This is a genomic window from Glaciecola sp. MF2-115 (genome assembly GCF_047250385.1).
Classification (GTDB): Bacteria; Pseudomonadota; Gammaproteobacteria; order Enterobacterales; family Alteromonadaceae; genus Glaciecola.
This window is the reverse complement of the sequence record NZ_JBLBVM010000056.1, coordinates 450745-468320: the sequence shown is the minus strand read 5'-3', so window position 1 is coordinate 468320 and position 17576 is coordinate 450745. Positions and strand designations below refer to the sequence as shown.

The following is a 17576-nucleotide window of genomic DNA, read 5'->3' as shown; positions in this document are numbered from 1 at the left end:
TTGCTAACACCATCGCATATTTGTATTGAATTACCAAAGGCCAGAGGTGCTAATTTATGATGCTCAGAGAAACAAATATTGAGAAACTTTCTGCGGAAGTGTTCGATGTATTGGTCCTTGGTGGTGGCATTAACGGCGCTGTGTCGGCTGCTTCGCTCTCAAGGAAAGGGGCGAGCGTTGCTATGATCGACAAAGATGATTTCGCAGGGCATACCTCTTCTAACTCTTCTAATCTTGCTTGGGGCGGTATTAAATATCTCGAAAATAACGAGTTTCTATTAGTCAATAAATTGTGTAAAAGCCGCAATCACTTGATGCGTAGCTATCCATCGACCGTGCAAGAGATTCGATTTTTAACCACCTTGCAAGTTGGTTTTCGCTTCCCGGCGTGGTTTGTTTTCATGGGAACCATTTTGTATTGGGTAATGGGGCGCTTCTTAACTCAACGGCCTACATTCATGTCATCGCAAAAAATCAAGAATGCAGAACCTGTTATTAATGTAAGCAATGCTCAAGGAGGCTTCGAATATTCGGATGCTTTTTTACATGACAATGATGCCAGGTTTGTTTTTAACTTTGTGCGCAGTGCGATGGATAACGGCGCAATCGTGAGTAACTATGTTGAAGCCAAAGGCAGCGAAAGAATCGATGGCATTTGGCACACGAAAGCACTCGATAAGGAGAGTGGGAAGGAATTTACTATACAATCAAAGTCGATCATTAATGCCTGTGGACCTCTCGTAGACAAATATAACGATGACATTCAACAAGAAACGGAACATTGCCACTTATTTTCAAAGGGCGTGCATTTAATCGTAAATAAGCTAACGAAAGAGGAAAAAGTTCTCGCATTTTTCGCATCCGATGGACGTTTGTTTTTTGTTATTCCAATGGGGCAGCGCACCTGCATTGGCACAACCGATAATCAGGTTGAAAATCCAGAGACATCGGTTACAGAAGACGATCGCGATTTCATTCTCGACAATGTGAATTCACTTCTGGATTTGGACATACCTTTGACTCGTGACGATATTATTTCGGAGCGTTGTGGTGTGCGTCCTTTAGCCGTAAAAGATAGCGGAGGTGAGGCTGATTGGGTTCAGTTATCTCGCAAACATGCAGTGGATGTGAATAAGGAAGATAAGTATTTAAGTATTTTTGGAGGCAAATTAACTGACTGTATTAACGTGGGCGAAGAGATTGCAGATCTAGTTGAAGATATCGGCATTCCATTGCTGTACAAGGATGCTATTTGGTACGGCGAATCGTCAGACGAGATAAAGAAAGAGTTTGAATATCGAGCCGAATTGTTAGAGCTCGATAAAATGACACCAGAATATAGTTCCGAAAAACTCACCGTAAGACTATGGCGCCGTTACGATATTCATGCCTTGCAAATTTTAGACGAAATTCAACGTGATCCGGCACAGGCAGAGCAACTCATGCGTAATGCGGAATACTTGCGTGCTGAAGTTCACTATGCCGCTAGGCGTGAAATGATCACCAAACTTGAGGATTTTTTACGAAGGCGCTCGAAAATTGAGATGGTGTTAAGAAAGACGGAGATCATAGATACGCCAGGGATCATTGAAGCTTGTAAAATCCTATTCGGTGAGCAAGCAGAAGAAAAGCGCAAAGAGTATGTGGATGCTGTGCTTAAAGACTATCCAGACGCGCCAGTAGCTCAAGCTAAATAAACCGTTAAACACTTCTTTCGAACAGTCGAAGTCCGCTCATATTCGCTAGACTTTGCTTGCTTTAGCTATGTTAAATAGACAAACTAGTATCCAAGCTGATGCAGCGCTATTTTATATTTTAGGATTTTAGTTCCAAATGTTATCCGTACAACACGTCACCGTTCAAAATCGTTTAAACAATATCAGTGTTGAAATGCACTCAGGTGAGTGTTGGCACGTGCTTGGGCAGAATGGGGCCGGAAAAACGTCACTATTTGAATTAATAGCTGGGCTTGAACGAGCAGATACGGGCACTGTTATTCTTAATGGGAGAGAAATTAACGAACTCTCAATAGCGGATATCGCCAACAAGCTTGCTTATTTGCAACAGCACTTTACATTGTCATTCCCACTAACAGTGCAAGAAACTCTTGAATTCTATACTGGTAATCACCTTGTCCCCAAGCTGATTGAGCAAGCCTTATCAATTACGCCATTGTTAAAGCGTAATCTTAATAATCTTAGTGGCGGTGAACAACAACGTGTTCACATTGCGCGAGTATTGATGCAAGTTTGGCAAGGCATTGAACAAGGGGATATTTTAATCTTATTAGATGAGCCCATTCAAAGCCTAGATGTAGTCTTCCAAGAAAAAGCTTTAGCGTTATTTAGGGAGTTGGCCACATTTGGGAATTTGGTTGTATTGAGCATTCATGATGTCAATTTATCGATTTCCAATTGCGACCATGTGTTGATGATAAAAAATAGCCGAGAATTGCGCTATGGGAAAGCGAAAACGGTTATGAGCGCAGAGAATATTAGCGAGCTTTACGACTATCGTTTTGAGGAGTTAGTAAACCAGCATAACTCAGACAAATTCTTTATTAGAAGCCCACTTTAAATAGCCTTATGATATGCTTACATCATCAATATTTGTAGCAAATAATTAGTCACGAACATCGATGAAAATCGAGCAGAAACGCTAATGAATTAAAAGGAAAAACCGTGAGTCAATGGAAACCAGATAGTTGGAGATCCAAACCGATCCTTCAGCAACCCACTTACCAAGACCAAAAAGCATTGAAAGAAGTGGAAGAAAAGCTAGCGAGCTATCCTCCCTTAGTTTTTGCTGAGGAAACGCGTCAACTGTATAAGCAGCTTGGTGATGTTTGCGAAGGGAAGGGTTTTTTATTGCAAGGCGGGGATTGCGCTGAATCTTTTGACGAATTTAACGCGCCCAAGATTAGAGATACATTCAAGGTTATTCTGCAAATGGCGATTGTGCTCACTTTCGCTGGACGTTGTCCGGTAACGAAAGTTGCCAGAATGGCAGGACAGTACGCCAAGCCACGCTCTGCAGACTTTGAAACTATTAATGGTGTGACATTACCCAGTTACAGAGGCGATATCGTTAACGGTTTTGATTTTACCGAAGCGTCAAGACAACCAGATCCAAATCGTTTGGTCGATGCCTATCATCGTAGTGCTGCAACTCTAAACCTATTACGTGCATTTGCCCAAGGTGGTCTGGCTGACTTACATCAGGTGAATCGCTGGAATATGGCATTCCTAGAGAGCAATCCATTAAAAGAACGCTATAAGGATATGTCAGATCGTATTCAAGATACCTTGGCGTTTATGGATGTCATCGGGATTAATGCTCAAAATAACAATTCATTGCATGAAACATCCTTGTTTACTTCACATGAAGCTTTGTTGTTGAATTATGAACAAGCACTAACAAGAATCGATACGCTTACTGGCAAGCCATATAATTGCTCTGCACATATGCTGTGGATTGGTGAGCGCACGCGTCAATTAGATCATGCTCATATTGAGTTTTTCAGTGGCATCAATAACCCGATTGGAGTGAAAGTTGGTCCGAGTATGCAAGAAGACGAGCTCATTCGTTTGATAGATGCTTTGAACCCTAATAATACTCCGGGTCGTTTAACACTCATTACTCGAATGGGGGCTAATAAACTAGGTGATAACCTGCCTAGACTGTTGCGTCGTGTAAAAGCGGAAGGTCGTAACGTCGTATGGAGTTCTGATCCGATGCATGGCAACACAATTACTTCATCTAGTGGATATAAAACACGCAACTTTGATGCGATCCTAACGGAAATAAGGCAGTTCTTCGATGCGCACAAAGCGGAAGGAACGCATGCTGGTGGCATACATTTAGAAATGACGGGGCAACATGTGACTGAGTGCACAGGTGGCGCGTATAAGATTAGTGATGATGACTTGTCGCAAGCTTATCAAACACAATGTGACCCGCGTTTAAATGCCGACCAAGTGTTGGAAATGGCATTCTTAGTTGCCGATCATCTCAAGTCTGCGAAAGTATAAAGAATTGCAGTACGTACCTAGGGCTCTTCATTGAGCCCTTTTTCATTGTGGTTATTGATAATCACAACGCGCTCTTCCTCGCTCAATATCTGGGTAAACACGGTAGCTCTTCTTAAACTGCGCATCTTAACCGACTTCTCCAACAGAGCTTCTTTGAATTGTTCAGGTTTATCAATCAGCTCAATAATGGACAACCAGGTTAAATAAGCGCCGTATTTCATTTGTTTTGCGGCGTAGCGCATTTCTATACGTTCACTTATCGGTGCTAATAAACTAGTATCAGCTAAACACTTTTCAGCCATAGCCTCATGCAAGGCAAGTATTTGGCTATCGATGCCACGGTCTTTCACCGGCACTTTATCATATTGTTTTTTGCGCTTTCTTTTTGCGCGATGAGGGCTTTGAAATGAACTCATATTAAAAACGGTTTTGATCGCGCTTTTTCATTGCGTTGATATCTTCTGGTTTTGCAAATGCGGCTTGGCTTTTGTGTCTATTCTCATAAAGTAGCGGCTGCAAAATGGGCTCTAAGCCGTTTAGTTTTATTTCATACATCGTTGCTAGCTGCTCTCCCAATTCACCATTTGGAAAGCCTTGTTTATGAAACCAAACGAGGTAGGGCTCAGGCAAGTTCAATAGTTTAGTGCCTGCATGTTTGCCAAAAGGCATCACTGTATTCACTAGCCTTAGTAAAGCCTCTTGGGATTCGCTACCAAAATCGATGTTCATTACTGATCCTCCATAAGAGCAATGCTATTTTTCATTCTTTTGTTGAGCTTGCCATAGTTTGGTATAGATACCATTTAGCTTCATAAGTTCATCGTGAGAACCTTGTTCCGCAATCATGCCCTGGTCCATCACAATGATGCTATCAGCATCAACAATGGTGGACAGCCTGTGTGCAATCATAAAGCTAGTATGCCCTTTTGCTATCTCACGCAGGGCACTGAGTATTGCTTGCTCTGATTGTGAATCAAGTGACGACGTCGCTTCATCAAACACCATTATAGGAGGTCGTTTGAGAATGGTTCTGGCTATCGCAACTCGTTGCTTTTCTCCGCCGCTGAGTTTCAAGCCTCGCTCACCAACTTGGGTATTACCTTTATCGGGTAAACGTGTAACAAAGCTATCTAAATGGGCTAGTTTAATGGCCTCTTCGATTTCTTGTGCACTTGCATCAGGTCGGCCGTAGCGAATATTTTCATACAATGTGTCGTTAAATAAGACCGTGTCTTGAGGCACTATTCCTATATGCTTGCGAACAGAGTCTTGTGTAAGTTGCGAGATGTCTTGCCCATCTATTTTTATGCAACCTTGTGTCGGATCATAAAAACGAAAAAGGAGTTTTACTAAGGTCGATTTACCTGCGCCGCTTTCGCCGACAACTGCTACTTTTGTGCCAGCCTTAATTGTAAAGCTTACGTTCTGTAATATCTGACGTTCTTTGTGGTAGGCAAAACCAACATTTTCAAAACTAATCTCACCCTTACTTACGTGTAGTTCATTCGCGTCAGCTTTATCGACAATGGCAGGTTGCTTCTCTAACAAAGTAAACAAGTTCTCAATGTTTGTCAGTGAACCTCTAATTTCACGATACACAAATCCTAAAAAGTTTAGAGGCATGAATATTTGCATAGTAAAAGCATTCACTAATACGAAGTCACCGATGGTCATATTGCCTTTGGCCACATTAATGGCGGCTAATGCCATCATCGAAGTCATCGCACCTGCGATGATAAACGCTTGCCCGCCATTTAAAGCGAACAAAGATAAACGGTTTTTGCGCCTCGCAGTTTCCCATTGCTCAAGGTCAAGGTCGTATCGCTTCGCTTCAAATTTCTCATTGTTAAAATACTTCACTGTTTCGAAATTAAGAAGGCTATCAATGGCACGTGAAGTACTGTTGTTATCAGCCTGGTTAACTTGTTTAACGTATTTAGTGCGCCAGTCAGTGGCTTTCATTGAAAAGAAAACATATAGAATAACTGACACAAAAATGACTATCGCAAAACTCGCCCCGTAGTTGTAAAAAAGCAGTCCAACCACCATGGCAATTTCGAGCAGAGTAGGGCCTATGTTGAAAATCATAAAGCGCATTAAGAAACTAACACCAGAGGTTCCCCTTTCGATATCACGCGATAGACCACCGGTTTGGCGTGATAAATGAAAGTCTAAGTCCAACCTATGTAAATGATTAAAAACTGTCAGTCCCAAGCGGCGCATGGCTCGCTCAGTAACTCGACCGAAAAGTGTATCTCTTATTTCGCCAAACAAAACATTCGCCAAACGCAAAACACCATAGGCAACGATGAGGCCTAGCGTGGCAGCCATAATTGCTTCTTGCGTTGTGTCTAAGTTTAGGTTGTCTACGGTGTGCTTTAATACGAAGGGAAGTCCAACGCTGGCAAGTTTTGCTGCTACTAAACATGCTATGGCTAGCCAAACGCGCATTTTGAATTCAGTTAAATATGGCCATAACTTGCTAAGCACACGCCAGTTGACAGGATCGTTATTCGCTTCATTAAATCGGGAAGGGCGCATGTTATTAAAGTACTACCTTTAGTCGCAGAGACAATATTTGAATTTAAGATAGTACTCGAAAACAGCGTTAAACGTTCAAAATATTACGCAATTTTCTATACTTTTGAGATTGTTCAAAATTCAGGTTTTTAAGATCCAATACATCTATACAACGACCAATTTGGGTAGAGAGTTCAGATATCGTGTTACCGACTTCCAATTTTGAAATAACATGCAACATGTTCAAAGCAATGGCTGTATTCTTAGGCATCAATGCCGACGCTTGTGAAAACACTTCAAAGGCTTTGCTGAAATTACCTGTGTTAAAGGCTTGCACACCTGCTTTATTTAACTCTTTCGGATTCAGTGTAATTTGTTCTTTTTCTTGTTTTTCTTTGTGTACTAACTTTGAGAATAAGGAAAGGTCGGAAAGTTGGTCATCAATATAGTCGTTGCGAGTTTGCGCTCTATCATCTAAGACCTTATAAAGGGCATTTGCATCGTCTTTCAAACCAATTTCATGAAGGGCTTTCGCTTTATCAACGAGCGCTTCGTCTGACATTAAAGAATTGTCTCTATTGAATTGATCGACAATTTGCAAAGCTTTATCGTTCTCATTTTGCAAATACATAATTCGTGCTTGCATCACTTTCACTTCATCGGCGTGTTCTTCTACGGAAAACTGCTTTTTCAACTGTGTGAGGAATTGTTTGGTTGCGTTCACAACGTCTTGCAATTGCTGAGGCTCTGCGGTCATTGCATAGTCAATACCAGCACGAACTGCATTTTTATAGAGTTGTGGTGACTCTTTTACAGAATTCTTGGCAAAGGCTAACATTCGCTTTGCTATGTCAAATTCTGTCTCGTGGTCGTGTGACAGTTTAGCTAATAACCTAACTGTGTTTTGACGCTGGAAGCTTTTGGGTGACAGCTTTGACGCCATTAATGCACTTTCCAAGGCATCTTCAAATTTATCATGCTTCAGATTTAGCATCGCTAAAAGCTCATAAGCTGCGGTCTTTGTGTCGCGCTTACATGCTAGATTAAGAATTTCTTTCTCTGCTTCAGCATCTTGATCTAAGGAAATGAGTGATTTTACACGTCCTATTTTAGCCCATGAAAAGGTCTGTATCTTGAGCATCGATTGATAAAAGTCGAGAGCATCGGCATATTCCTTCGCGAGTAAAAATAACTCACCTTTCGTTTTGAGTACAACGGAGAATATATCTCGATTGTTTTGATAAGAGAGTAACTTGTTCACTTCGGTTAGTGCGGCATTGTATTTTTGCTGCTCAATAAACTCACAGGCCTGACTCATTCTTTGCTTTCTGCGAAACAAACGGTTGATGCGTTTGGATAGCTTTTCCGCATTGACTGGTTTTGCGATGAAGTCATCTGGCGGCAAGTCGACAATACTTTGTACTATCTCGAAGCTAGTTTCATGGCTAGTAAAAATGAAACCTGTATCGTGGCTCAGTAACTTTGACTGTAGAATTTGTTCGTAAAAATATAAACCATCATGCTCAGTCTGAATGCTGTAGGCACAGATGATTAGGTCAAAGGGGAGTTTCTCAATGGCAAGCAGGGCACGGCTAGTTGATTCAACGTATTGAAGGTCGACAAAACCAATTTGCTCTAAGGGTGCTTTAAGATGTTCTTTTGCACTAGCCACATTATCAACAATGAGGATGCGCATCTTTGTGATGTCTGCAAGGTCCATTTATATCTACTACTAATTCTTAAAATCGAATTTATTTTTATTATCTAGCTAATATAACCGAATTCGCGCTGATTTAGTATGTATAAATAGTGAAGTAGGGCACTGGATGACAGGAAACAGTGCATATGAAGGTCGCACTATCTCCTGCCAATTCAGGATTTGCTGGGAACTCACCTGTTCCGAATATCTGTTTTACAATTCTATTGTTTTACCAGCAAACTTCTTAGCAAATCTATTGATAGACATGTCATTACAAATGATATTACTACGTTTCATATTGTGTTTTTCTAATGCAGCATCTAATCCTAGTACAACGGCGTCTAAACAGACTTGTGATTCTGCATTTTGATCCGTAACAAATCTAACGCGTGTTGTCTCATTCTCGTTTTGCTCTTTGATGTCAAATTCTTCTGCGGCAAGCTCTTCATTATTCGCTTGTTTAAGCATTATGTTCAGTAATCGAGATGCGCGTTGAAGCGATTTACCGTTACAGCTTAATTCTTCAGTAAAGCGATTGAAGTTTACGTCACTTTCTCTTACTAAGTTGTAGGTTGAATCCAAGCCCTGAGTTGCAGCGACGTAACAAACTTTGGACTCGAATGAGCTATCCGCTGGACGAAGCTGTAGGTTGTTTGCTGAAACCGATGATGTAAATGCGATTGAAGCGATTGCGAGTGATGTGTATAACGTTTTCATAATTATTTCCCAGTAATAATGTTCTGCAACAACATTTTTGCGTGATAAATACTACTGATTTAAAAACAAAAATCTATTAAATTTGTAATTAAATTACATAAAATTGCAATTTATATCTGGTTTTAACTGTATATATGTAATTTAGTTACCGTTTATTCACAATTATTCATTGGAATTAAACGAATATTAACATCGATCACAAGTTCATCGCTATTCTTTAATGCTCTATATTGTTGTTAATGTTGATTAAATGTTATTTTTATAGGTTTATTGTTTAACATTGAATTCATATTGCAGGTTATTGGTGTTTTGTAATAAAATTACATTTTGCAGATGTTTGATCAAATTTCTTCCGAATAGTTACTGACAATGTTGTTTTAAATTCCGTCCTTTACTCGCTCTTTTGAGCCGAGCGTTTATTCTGGGCGCCCTGAATGAAAAGTGATAACTATTACTGTCTATGTAAGTATATATAATATGTAGTTAAATAATGTTTAATTAGGGAGGCGTAAGATGCAAAAATTTTACAGCGATTATAATCAAGTAAAAGTGCGTCAAGTAAAATGTCTTTTAGACGATGCCGGTATTCCTTGTTTCGTTAAGAATGAATATATTCAAGGTGCTAGCGGTGAAATACCGCCACATGAGACTTTACCAGAAGTTTGGCTGGTAGATGACAGCTGGTTACCAAAGGCTAACGAGTTATTGAAACAAATGGAACAGGACTTGAGTGAGCATTCAGAAGAAGTGTGGCAATGCGAGAACTGCCAAGAAGCTAATGAGGGCCAGTTTTTAATATGTTGGCAATGCGAGAGCTCGCGACCTCAATGAATATTGTCATATAAGGAAGTTGTGGGCGCTATAATCGACTAGCAATAAGTTAATTGAGTTGGAGTTTCAGTATTGTTTTTTCATGTAGGGGAAGTGGTGGACGCTACTGGGCTTGAACCAGTGACCCTCGCCTTGTAAGGGCGATGCTCTCCCAACTGAGCTAAGCGTCCGATGTATCTGATTTTGTTAGAGTCGAGGTGGTGGACGCTACTGGGCTTGAACCAGTGACCCTCGCCTTGTAAGGGCGATGCTCTCCCAACTGAGCTAAGCGTCCATCTTGTCTAACAAGCTTACTGAAGTGTTCCTCGGTAAGTGGAGGCGTATTATAGAGTTGAGACCGAATCTGTCAACAGCAATTTAAAAAAATAATGCTGTTCGCTCAAAATTCGCCCAAATAAACCGTTATTTTCTTTAACGTGGCTTTTTACTGGCGGCATAAAACGGTAAACTACGCGCAATTCATTTTTCGGAAAAATATTATAATGACAGTGGTAACTCGTTTTGCTCCAAGCCCTACTGGCTATTTACATGTTGGTGGTGCTCGAACAGCACTTTATTCTTGGTTGTATGCTAAGAGTCAAGGTGGTGAATTTGTATTAAGAATAGAAGATACGGATTTGGAGCGTTCTACTGAAGAGGCAAAACAAGCCATATTAGATGGTATGGAATGGTTAGGCTTACATCACGACAAAGGGCCTTATTATCAAACCGAACGTTTCGATCGTTACAACCAAATCATCGACGAAATGTTAGAAAAGGGATTAGCGTACAAATGTTTTATGTCAGTTGCAGAACTTGACGCTATTCGTGAAGAACAAGAAAAGAAGGGTGAAAAGCCGCGTTACCCAGGTACTTGGCGTGACAAAACGGATCATCCGGAAGGCCAGCCTTACGTTATTCGATTCAAAAACCCACTAGAAGGTGAGGTGGTCATTAAAGATCACGTTCGTGGTGAAATTCGAATCTCTAATACTGAATTAGATGATTTAATCATTAAACGCACCGACGGGGCGCCTACTTACAATTTTTGTGTGGTAGTAGATGACTGGGATATGGGCATTACGCATGTTGTTCGTGGTGAAGATCACATAAACAACACGCCTCGCCAAATTAATATTCTTAATGCATTGGGTGCGCCTATCCCAGAATATGCGCATGTCTCTATGATCTTAGGGGATGATGGTAAGAAATTATCAAAACGTCACGGCGCTGTTAGCGTAATGCAATATCGCGATGACGGCTATCTGCCGCAAGCAGTGTTGAATTATTTAGTTCGTTTAGGTTGGTCACATGGTGATCAAGAAATATTCAGTTTGGAAGAAATGATTGAACACTTCAGCTTAGACGCAATTAGTAAGTCGGCGAGTGCTTTCAATACGGAAAAATTAAATTGGTTAAATGAACACTATATAAAGACACTTCCGGCGGAAGAAGTTGCACCGTTCGCTAAGTGGCACTTCGACCAACAGGGCATTGACTATAGTAACGGTCCCAGTCTTGAGAGTGTAATAGCTGTGCAAGCTGATCGCGTGACAACATTAAAAGAATTAGCTGAAATTAGTCAGTATTTTTATAGCGATTTTGAAGAGTTTGACGAGAAGGCCGCTAAGAAACATTTGCGTGTCGTGGCTAAAGAACCTCTGCAAGCAGTTAAAGAAGCTTTATTAGCTGTAGATGAGTGGTCACCAGAGAATATTCAAGCAGCAATCAATTCGACAGCTGAGAAATTAGAAGTGGGTATGGGAAAAATTGGTATGCCTTTGCGTGTAGCAGCGACAGGCTCTGGTAATTCTCCGTCTTTAGATGTGACATTAAACCTCATGAATAAAGACAAAATTGCTCAAAGAATAGACAAGGCGCTTATTTACATAGCAAATAGAGAAAATTCTTAAAAAAATCGTTGACATAATTAAGTCAGATGCCTAGAATGCGCCCCGCTGTCACGGAACTGTAGCAACAAACATAGCTCGCAGGTCCAATTGGACACGGGGCTATAGCTCAGCTGGGAGAGCGCTTGCATGGCATGCAAGAGGTCGGCGGTTCGATCCCGCCTAGCTCCACCAAGCTTTACGCTGGTTTGTCGTGATAGTAAAATCCAAATGTCGAAATTTGGTCTAGGTTGAAAGTATGGAGTCATCTTGTATGATTTAGTTCTTTCAACAAAAAACTATCGAAGCTTAGCTTTGATGAAAAGTTTTTTGTCCCCTTCGTCTAGAGGCCTAGGACACCGCCCTTTCACGGCGGTAACAGGGGTTCGAATCCCCTAGGGGACGCCATTTTCCCAGTGGTAAATTTGGGAGCAGTAGTAAAAAATCCAAGCTGTCGTGGCTTGGTCTAGGTTGGAAGAGTGGAGCATCTTATATGTCTTAGTTCTTTCAACAAAAAACTATCGAAGCTTAGCTTTGATGAAAAGTTTTTTGTCCCCTTCGTCTAGAGGCCTAGGACACCGCCCTTTCACGGCGGTAACAGGGGTTCGAATCCCCTAGGGGACGCCAATTAAAGAAACCACCCAATAGGGTGGTTTTTTTATATCTGTAATATAGTCATTACGAAACACGTCAAACGAAAACAATTGAGGCATACTTGTCGCTATGAAAATTGTACTAGCCCCTATGGAAGGTGTTGTTGATCACCTTATGCGAGACATGCTAACGCGTGTGGGTGGCTTTGACCTGTGTATTACTGAGTTCGTTCGTGTAGTAGAGCAGTTGCTTCCGCCTAAAACATTCTATCGCTTGTGCCCTGAATTGCATCACGGTGCAGTAACACCCTCTGGTGTACCAGTCAGGGTTCAATTGTTAGGCCAACACCCTCAATGGTTAGCTGAAAACGCAGTTAGAGCCGTCGAATTAGGTTCGCCTGGAATTGATTTAAATTTTGGTTGCCCAGCTAAAACCGTCAACAAGAGTAAAGGTGGAGCCGTCCTATTAAAAGAGCCTGAAACGCTTTATCAAATTATTAAAGCCGTTCGTGATGCTGTGCCAAAGGATCAGCCCGTTAGCGCAAAAATAAGACTGGGTTTTGAAGATAAATCCTTAGCGCTTGAAAATGCTGACGCAATTACACAAGCTGGCGCAGATCTATTAACTATTCACGCTAGAACCAAAGTTGATGGCTACAAGCCGCCTGCTTATTGGGAGTGGATCGCGAAAATTAAAGAAGTCACATCTATCCCGATTATCGCCAATGGTGAAATCTGGAGCGCAGAGGATGCAAAACTTTGTCAGCAGCGCAGTGGATGTGATGATTTAATGCTCGGCCGTGGTGCCTTAGCCATGCCAAACTTAGCTCAAACCATTAAATTGAACCATCAAGCAATGTCTTGGGATCAAACCAAAGAATTGCTTGTGTCATATTCGGGTTATGAAATCTATTCCGACAAAGGTAGGTATTATCCAAATAGAATTAAGCAATGGTTCAACTACTTAAAAAGACAATATCCTGAAGCGGAAACGATGTTTGTTGAATTGAGAAGGCTTAAGGACGCCGATGATATCATTCGGATGTTGTCAGCTTAAGTTTCCATTAGTTCGCAATCTGCTTTTAACTAAAACTATAATTCGCAGCGGGTTAGTGGGTCTATTTTGAGCTACTATTTTTGATTGCCAGCGCTTGGTGTTCAACTACACTGAGAAATTGTCAATAGCAACCATCGAATCACTAAGCGAGAGACGATATAAAGTGTCAGATTATTTTACAAGTATGTAAATATAAAATCAAAGAAGATGTCTAACAAATTGATTTTTATGGTTATGTTTTATTGGTCTGAAACTTGCTTTGGCATATTAGTATTTATTTTTATCTGTATTAAATACAATCCTTCTTAATGAAGCGGTATAAAAAGGAAAACTCAAATGAACAAAAAATTTATAAAGAGCTTAGTTTTAAGCTTCTCTCTAGCTGTGAGTGGTTTTGCAAGCGCTGGCATGATCCTATTTGTCGATGATACAAATGGAAAAGGGACGTCTAGTACATGGTTAAATAGCTTAGACAACCTAGGTTACTCCTACGATTTCGAAGTTATCGGTGTCAATGGAAACCCTCTCTCGGTGCTTGATAATTACGATGCTGTTATATGGTCTATTGGTGATCGAGCATACCAGAACTTAACTTCTCAAAATGTTTCCACGTTAAGCTCTTATCTGAACGCTGGGGGTAACCTTCTCTACGCTGGTGGACACAGCGTTTACCAAGAAGCTTTTGCAAGTAGCTTTATTTCAACTTATTTAGGGTTAACAAATTACCATTCTAATATGCCTTACTTTAACAATAACAGCGTTAGTACTGGTACCGGACACTCTATAACTAATTCTAATATTTTTGATTTACAAGTAATGCCCGGGCCAACGACACATGGTGGAACGATGATGTCAGCGTTCAATGTTAGTACTGCTGAAAGTATGATGACTTCACCGGCCGGTGGTCCATTCATTGCAGCAGTAAATGAAACAGAGATATACTCTGCAATGACTTGGGGCTTTGATCTGAATATGCTTGCTCAACAGGCGGAGCGAGAGCAGTTATTAGGTGATTCACTTGCATACATGATAACGCCAGTGCCAGAGCCATCGACAGTAGCTGTTTTTGCTTTAGCTTTATTTGGATTAGCTTTTCGTAAATTTAAGAAGTAATTTCAGGTTCAAAACAATCAAGCTTTTGAAAGCACTGACAATTTGGTTAGTGCTTTTTTATTTCTGGCCTCTTCAAAATTAGAAAATTACAGCTAAGCCTCCAAATAAACCATTGAAAAATTTATCCTGAAAGTAAATAGTCCTCATTCGCAACATTTTTTTCAATATTATTTGCTGAACAAACCTAATATTTGTTACTTCATTTTTAATAACATTTCTATATCAAAGTGAGTTTAATTAACCTAACTAACTCTGCTGGTATCACTATAATAAATAATCAAAATGTTGTAAGTTGATTGCAGTTTATAGTGTAATTTATTAGCTTTAATAACAATCAAACCTGTACATCTCATATGACAAGGAAAAATATGCTTAATACAAAATTAAAACTCGGACTTGCACTCGCAGTGACCGTTGCATTAGCAACTGGTTGCAGTAGTGACAAGAAAGAGGAAGAACAAAAAAGCGTTGCTGGCATCGACAAAAATCCCTTTCCAAGCACATATAAAAAGGTTGAAAGTAAACCTATCATTATTACAAATGTGACAATCCTAGATGGCGTGGGTAACAAAATCGAAGATGGTGAAATACTTCTGAAGGACGGAATTATTGAAGAAGTTGGTAAGAGTGTCAGTTCGCCATCAGGCGCAATTGAAATTGACGGAAAAGGGAAGTGGGTTACTCCGGGTATTATTGATAACCACAGCCACTTAGGCGTTTATCCTTCTCCGTCGACTCGTTCACATTCAGACGGTAACGAAATGACTTCGCCAGTAACAGCTGAGGTATGGGCAGAACATTCTATCTGGCCACAAGACCCTGGCTTTCAGCGAGCATTAGCGGGTGGGGTGACGTCACTGCAAATCTTACCAGGATCAGCAAACTTGTTCGGTGGTCGCAGTGTAACGGTGAAAAACTTACCAAATAGAACAATTCAAGACATGAAATTCCCAGAGGCGCCTTACGGTATAAAAATGGCCTGTGGTGAAAACCCTAAACGTGTTTATGGCAGCAAGGGTGGGCCAATGACTCGAATGGGTAATGTCGCTGGATATCGTCAAGCTTGGGCAGACGCCAAAGCTTATCAAACTACGTGGGCAGAATACGAAGCAGATTTAGAAGCTGGCGGTTCACCAAAAGAGCCCAAGAGAGATCTAAACCTAGATACTTTAGCTGGCGTTCTTGATGGTGACATTATCGTGCATATGCATTGTTATCGAGCCGATGACATGGGCACGATGCTTGATGTTATGAAAGAATTTGATTACAAAATTGGTACATTTCATCACGCAGTCGAAGCATACAAAATTGCAGATAAATTAGCGGAAAACAAAGTTTGTTCTGCAATGTGGACCGATTGGTGGGGCTTCAAGATGGAAGCTTATGACGGTATACAAGAAAATATTCCAATGGTTCATGCAGCTAAAGCCTGTGCAATTGTTCACTCTGACAGTGATCTAGGTATCCAACGTTTAAATCAAGAAGCGGCAAAAGCTTGGGCAAACGGTAAGCGTGCTGGCATTGATATCAGTCAAGCTGATGCATGGCAATGGCTGTCTGCGAACCCAGCAAAATCACTCGGTATTTTTGATAAAACGGGTTCGTTAGAAGAAGGTAAGAATGCGGATGTTGTATTGTGGAGTGCAGACCCTTTCTCTACATACGCTCAAGCTGAAAAAGTATTTATTGATGGTGCAATGGTATACGACCGCACTGATCCGGCGTCATGGCCTGTGAGTGATTTTGAGTTAGGACAAATAGCTGAAGGAGATGCGAAATGAGTTTATTTAAAAAAGTTGCATTAGCATCAAGTATTGCCTTAGGTCTTAGTTTAAGTGCCTCAGCTTTTGCAGAAAATATAGCTATTGTAGGCGCAAAAATTCACACAGTTTCATCTGCTGGTGTCATTGATGAAGGTACAGTACTCATTAAAGATGGCCGTATTCAGCAAGTTGTTGAAGGAACAACTGTCCCTAGCGGTTATCGAGAAATCGATGCTAAAGGCAAAGTAGTCACACCTGGCTTAATTGGTGCATCTACGTCTTTGGGTTTGGTAGAAGTGAGCTCATCAGCCGGAACGGTAGATGCAGGTGTAGAATCTCATGCTATTTCGTCTGTAGGCGCTGCGTTTGACGTGCAGTATGCTCTAAATAGTGGCTCAACGTTAATACCTATTACTCGCATTGAAGGCTTTACCTCTGCTGCTACAGGTTTACGTGGTGCTGGCAAACTATTCGCTGGGCAAGGCGCTTTCATTACGCTGGCAAGCACATATCAACCAGTATTGAAGGCGAAGGCGTTTATGCAAATAGATGTGAGCAATTCTGGTGCTGATAATAATGGCGGCAGTCGAGCTGCTCTTTGGGTAGCAATCAATCAAGCATTTGATGAAGCGAAGTTTGCGAAGTCATATTCGTTGAACCCAAGCGCTGACTGGCATGGCTTAACAACGATGGCTGACGCAAAAGCACTAATTCCAGTGCTTGATGGCAATATGTCCTTGATTATTAGAGCTGACAGAGCTGCTGATATTCTACAAGTAATGGCATTGAAAGAACGTTATTCAAATTTAAATATCGTTTTGGGGAGCGGCATAGAAGCATGGCGTGTTGCTGATGAATTGGCGCAACACAAAATACCAGTGATTCTTGATCCTGAATCTAATTTACCAGGTGGTTTTGATCAAGTTGGCGCGACTTTAGAAAATGCTGCAAGACTGCACAAGGCTGGTGTTACGGTTGTTGTTGGAATGAATACCCACAATATCCGATTAGCAACACAGCATGCTGGAAACGCAGTTGCCAACGGTTTACCGCATTCTGCAGGTATCGCCGCTTTGACCATTAACGTCGCCAAGCTGTTTGGTATGGACGAACAAGTAGGTAGCTTAGAGCCAGGTAAAGTTGCTGATCTTGTTATTTGGTCAGGTGATCCGCTTGAAGTCACAGAAGCCGCTGAACAAGTTTTCATTGGTGGTGAAGCAATTGACATGACATCTCGTCAAACTAAATTGCGTGATCGTTACCTCAAGCGAGATACCGAGAAACCAGTTGGATATACTAGACCTTAGACATCAGGATTCGATAGCTTGTATAGGGTCGATTTGAAATCTTAGTTTTGTGTATTGGCCCCTGAAGGTTTTGTCTA

At 41.0% G+C, this 17576-nt stretch carries 13 protein-coding genes, 5 tRNA genes and 1 pseudogene; 12 read left to right on the top strand and 7 right to left on the bottom strand.

The window, feature by feature from the left end; translation table 11 throughout:
• The first annotated feature begins 56 nt into the window (after positions 1 to 56).
• From ACKLNX_RS17250 to ACKLNX_RS17240, 3 genes are all read left to right on the top strand, one after another.
• Entirely contained in the window at positions 57 to 1697 is a 1641-nt protein-coding gene (locus tag ACKLNX_RS17250; protein WP_412973260.1) for an FAD-dependent oxidoreductase, read from the top strand.
• Between the two features lie 136 nt (positions 1698 to 1833).
• The gene (locus tag ACKLNX_RS17245) at positions 1834 to 2577 is read left to right on the top strand and encodes an ABC transporter ATP-binding protein (RefSeq protein WP_412973259.1); all 744 of its coding nucleotides are present in this window, start codon (positions 1834 to 1836) and stop codon (positions 2575 to 2577) included.
• A 104-nt stretch (positions 2578 to 2681) separates the two neighbouring features.
• Entirely contained in the window at positions 2682 to 4031 is a 1350-nt protein-coding gene (locus tag ACKLNX_RS17240) for a class II 3-deoxy-7-phosphoheptulonate synthase (RefSeq protein WP_411693488.1), read from the top strand.
• Between the two features lie 17 nt (positions 4032 to 4048).
• Here ACKLNX_RS17240 and ACKLNX_RS17235 read toward each other — a convergent pair whose 3' ends face one another.
• From ACKLNX_RS17235 to ACKLNX_RS17215, 5 genes and pseudogenes are all read right to left on the bottom strand, one after another.
• Positions 4049 to 4447 carry a hypothetical protein gene (locus ACKLNX_RS17235; protein WP_412973258.1) on the bottom strand — a complete coding sequence of 133 codons (399 nt, stop codon included), beginning with the start codon at positions 4445 to 4447 and terminating at the stop codon, positions 4049 to 4051.
• A gap of 88 nt (positions 4448 to 4535) precedes the next feature.
• A pseudogene (locus tag ACKLNX_RS17230) lies at positions 4536 to 4760 on the bottom strand (DUF3820 family protein); the annotation flags it as partial.
• A gap of 24 nt (positions 4761 to 4784) precedes the next feature.
• Positions 4785 to 6572: an ABCB family ABC transporter ATP-binding protein/permease gene (locus tag ACKLNX_RS17225; protein ID WP_412973257.1), complete on the bottom strand. Its 1788-nt coding sequence runs from the start codon at positions 6570 to 6572 to the stop codon at positions 4785 to 4787.
• 67 nt (positions 6573 to 6639) lie between these two features.
• Entirely contained in the window at positions 6640 to 8271 is a 1632-nt protein-coding gene (locus tag ACKLNX_RS17220) for a response regulator (RefSeq protein ID WP_412973256.1), read from the bottom strand.
• 192 nt (positions 8272 to 8463) lie between these two features.
• Positions 8464 to 8967: an ABC transporter ATP-binding protein gene (locus ACKLNX_RS17215; RefSeq protein WP_412973255.1), complete on the bottom strand. Its 504-nt coding sequence runs from the start codon at positions 8965 to 8967 to the stop codon at positions 8464 to 8466.
• 513 nt (positions 8968 to 9480) lie between these two features.
• On the opposite strand from ACKLNX_RS17215, the gene ACKLNX_RS17210 reads away from it, so the two are divergent.
• Complete coding sequence (locus ACKLNX_RS17210; RefSeq protein WP_412973254.1) at positions 9481 to 9798, top strand: DUF2007 domain-containing protein; 318 nt, start codon at positions 9481 to 9483, stop codon at positions 9796 to 9798.
• A 94-nt stretch (positions 9799 to 9892) separates the two neighbouring features.
• Here the strand turns inward: ACKLNX_RS17210 and ACKLNX_RS17205 are convergent.
• Positions 9893 to 9968, bottom strand: a tRNA-Val gene (locus ACKLNX_RS17205).
• 28 nt (positions 9969 to 9996) lie between these two features.
• Positions 9997 to 10072: transfer RNA gene (locus ACKLNX_RS17200), tRNA-Val, on the bottom strand.
• Between the two features lie 208 nt (positions 10073 to 10280).
• Here ACKLNX_RS17200 and gltX point away from each other — a divergent pair.
• The 8 genes from gltX (at position 10281) to ACKLNX_RS17160 (ending at position 17499) form a co-directional block, all read left to right on the top strand.
• Positions 10281 to 11690: a glutamate--tRNA ligase gene (gene gltX / locus ACKLNX_RS17195; protein WP_412973253.1), complete on the top strand. Its 1410-nt coding sequence runs from the start codon at positions 10281 to 10283 to the stop codon at positions 11688 to 11690.
• 95 nt (positions 11691 to 11785) lie between these two features.
• Positions 11786 to 11861 (top strand) — tRNA-Ala (locus ACKLNX_RS17190).
• 137 nt (positions 11862 to 11998) lie between these two features.
• Positions 11999 to 12074, top strand: a tRNA-Glu gene (locus ACKLNX_RS17185).
• Positions 12075 to 12217: 143 nt separating this feature from the next.
• Positions 12218 to 12293, top strand: a tRNA-Glu gene (locus ACKLNX_RS17180).
• A 96-nt stretch (positions 12294 to 12389) separates the two neighbouring features.
• Positions 12390 to 13316 carry a tRNA dihydrouridine(16) synthase DusC gene (dusC, locus tag ACKLNX_RS17175; RefSeq protein WP_412973252.1) on the top strand — a complete coding sequence of 309 codons (927 nt, stop codon included), beginning with the start codon at positions 12390 to 12392 and terminating at the stop codon, positions 13314 to 13316.
• A 336-nt stretch (positions 13317 to 13652) separates the two neighbouring features.
• Positions 13653 to 14429 (top strand): PEP-CTERM sorting domain-containing protein, encoded by a 777-nt coding sequence (locus ACKLNX_RS17170; protein ID WP_412973251.1) that lies wholly within the window; start codon positions 13653 to 13655, stop codon positions 14427 to 14429.
• A gap of 368 nt (positions 14430 to 14797) precedes the next feature.
• Complete coding sequence (locus tag ACKLNX_RS17165) at positions 14798 to 16210, top strand: amidohydrolase (RefSeq protein WP_412973250.1); 1413 nt, start codon at positions 14798 to 14800, stop codon at positions 16208 to 16210.
• The gene (locus tag ACKLNX_RS17160) at positions 16207 to 17499 is read left to right on the top strand and encodes an amidohydrolase family protein (protein WP_412973249.1); all 1293 of its coding nucleotides are present in this window, start codon (positions 16207 to 16209) and stop codon (positions 17497 to 17499) included. Before ACKLNX_RS17165 ends, ACKLNX_RS17160 begins: the two co-directional genes overlap by 4 nt.
• Positions 17500 to 17576: the final 77 nt, after the last annotated feature.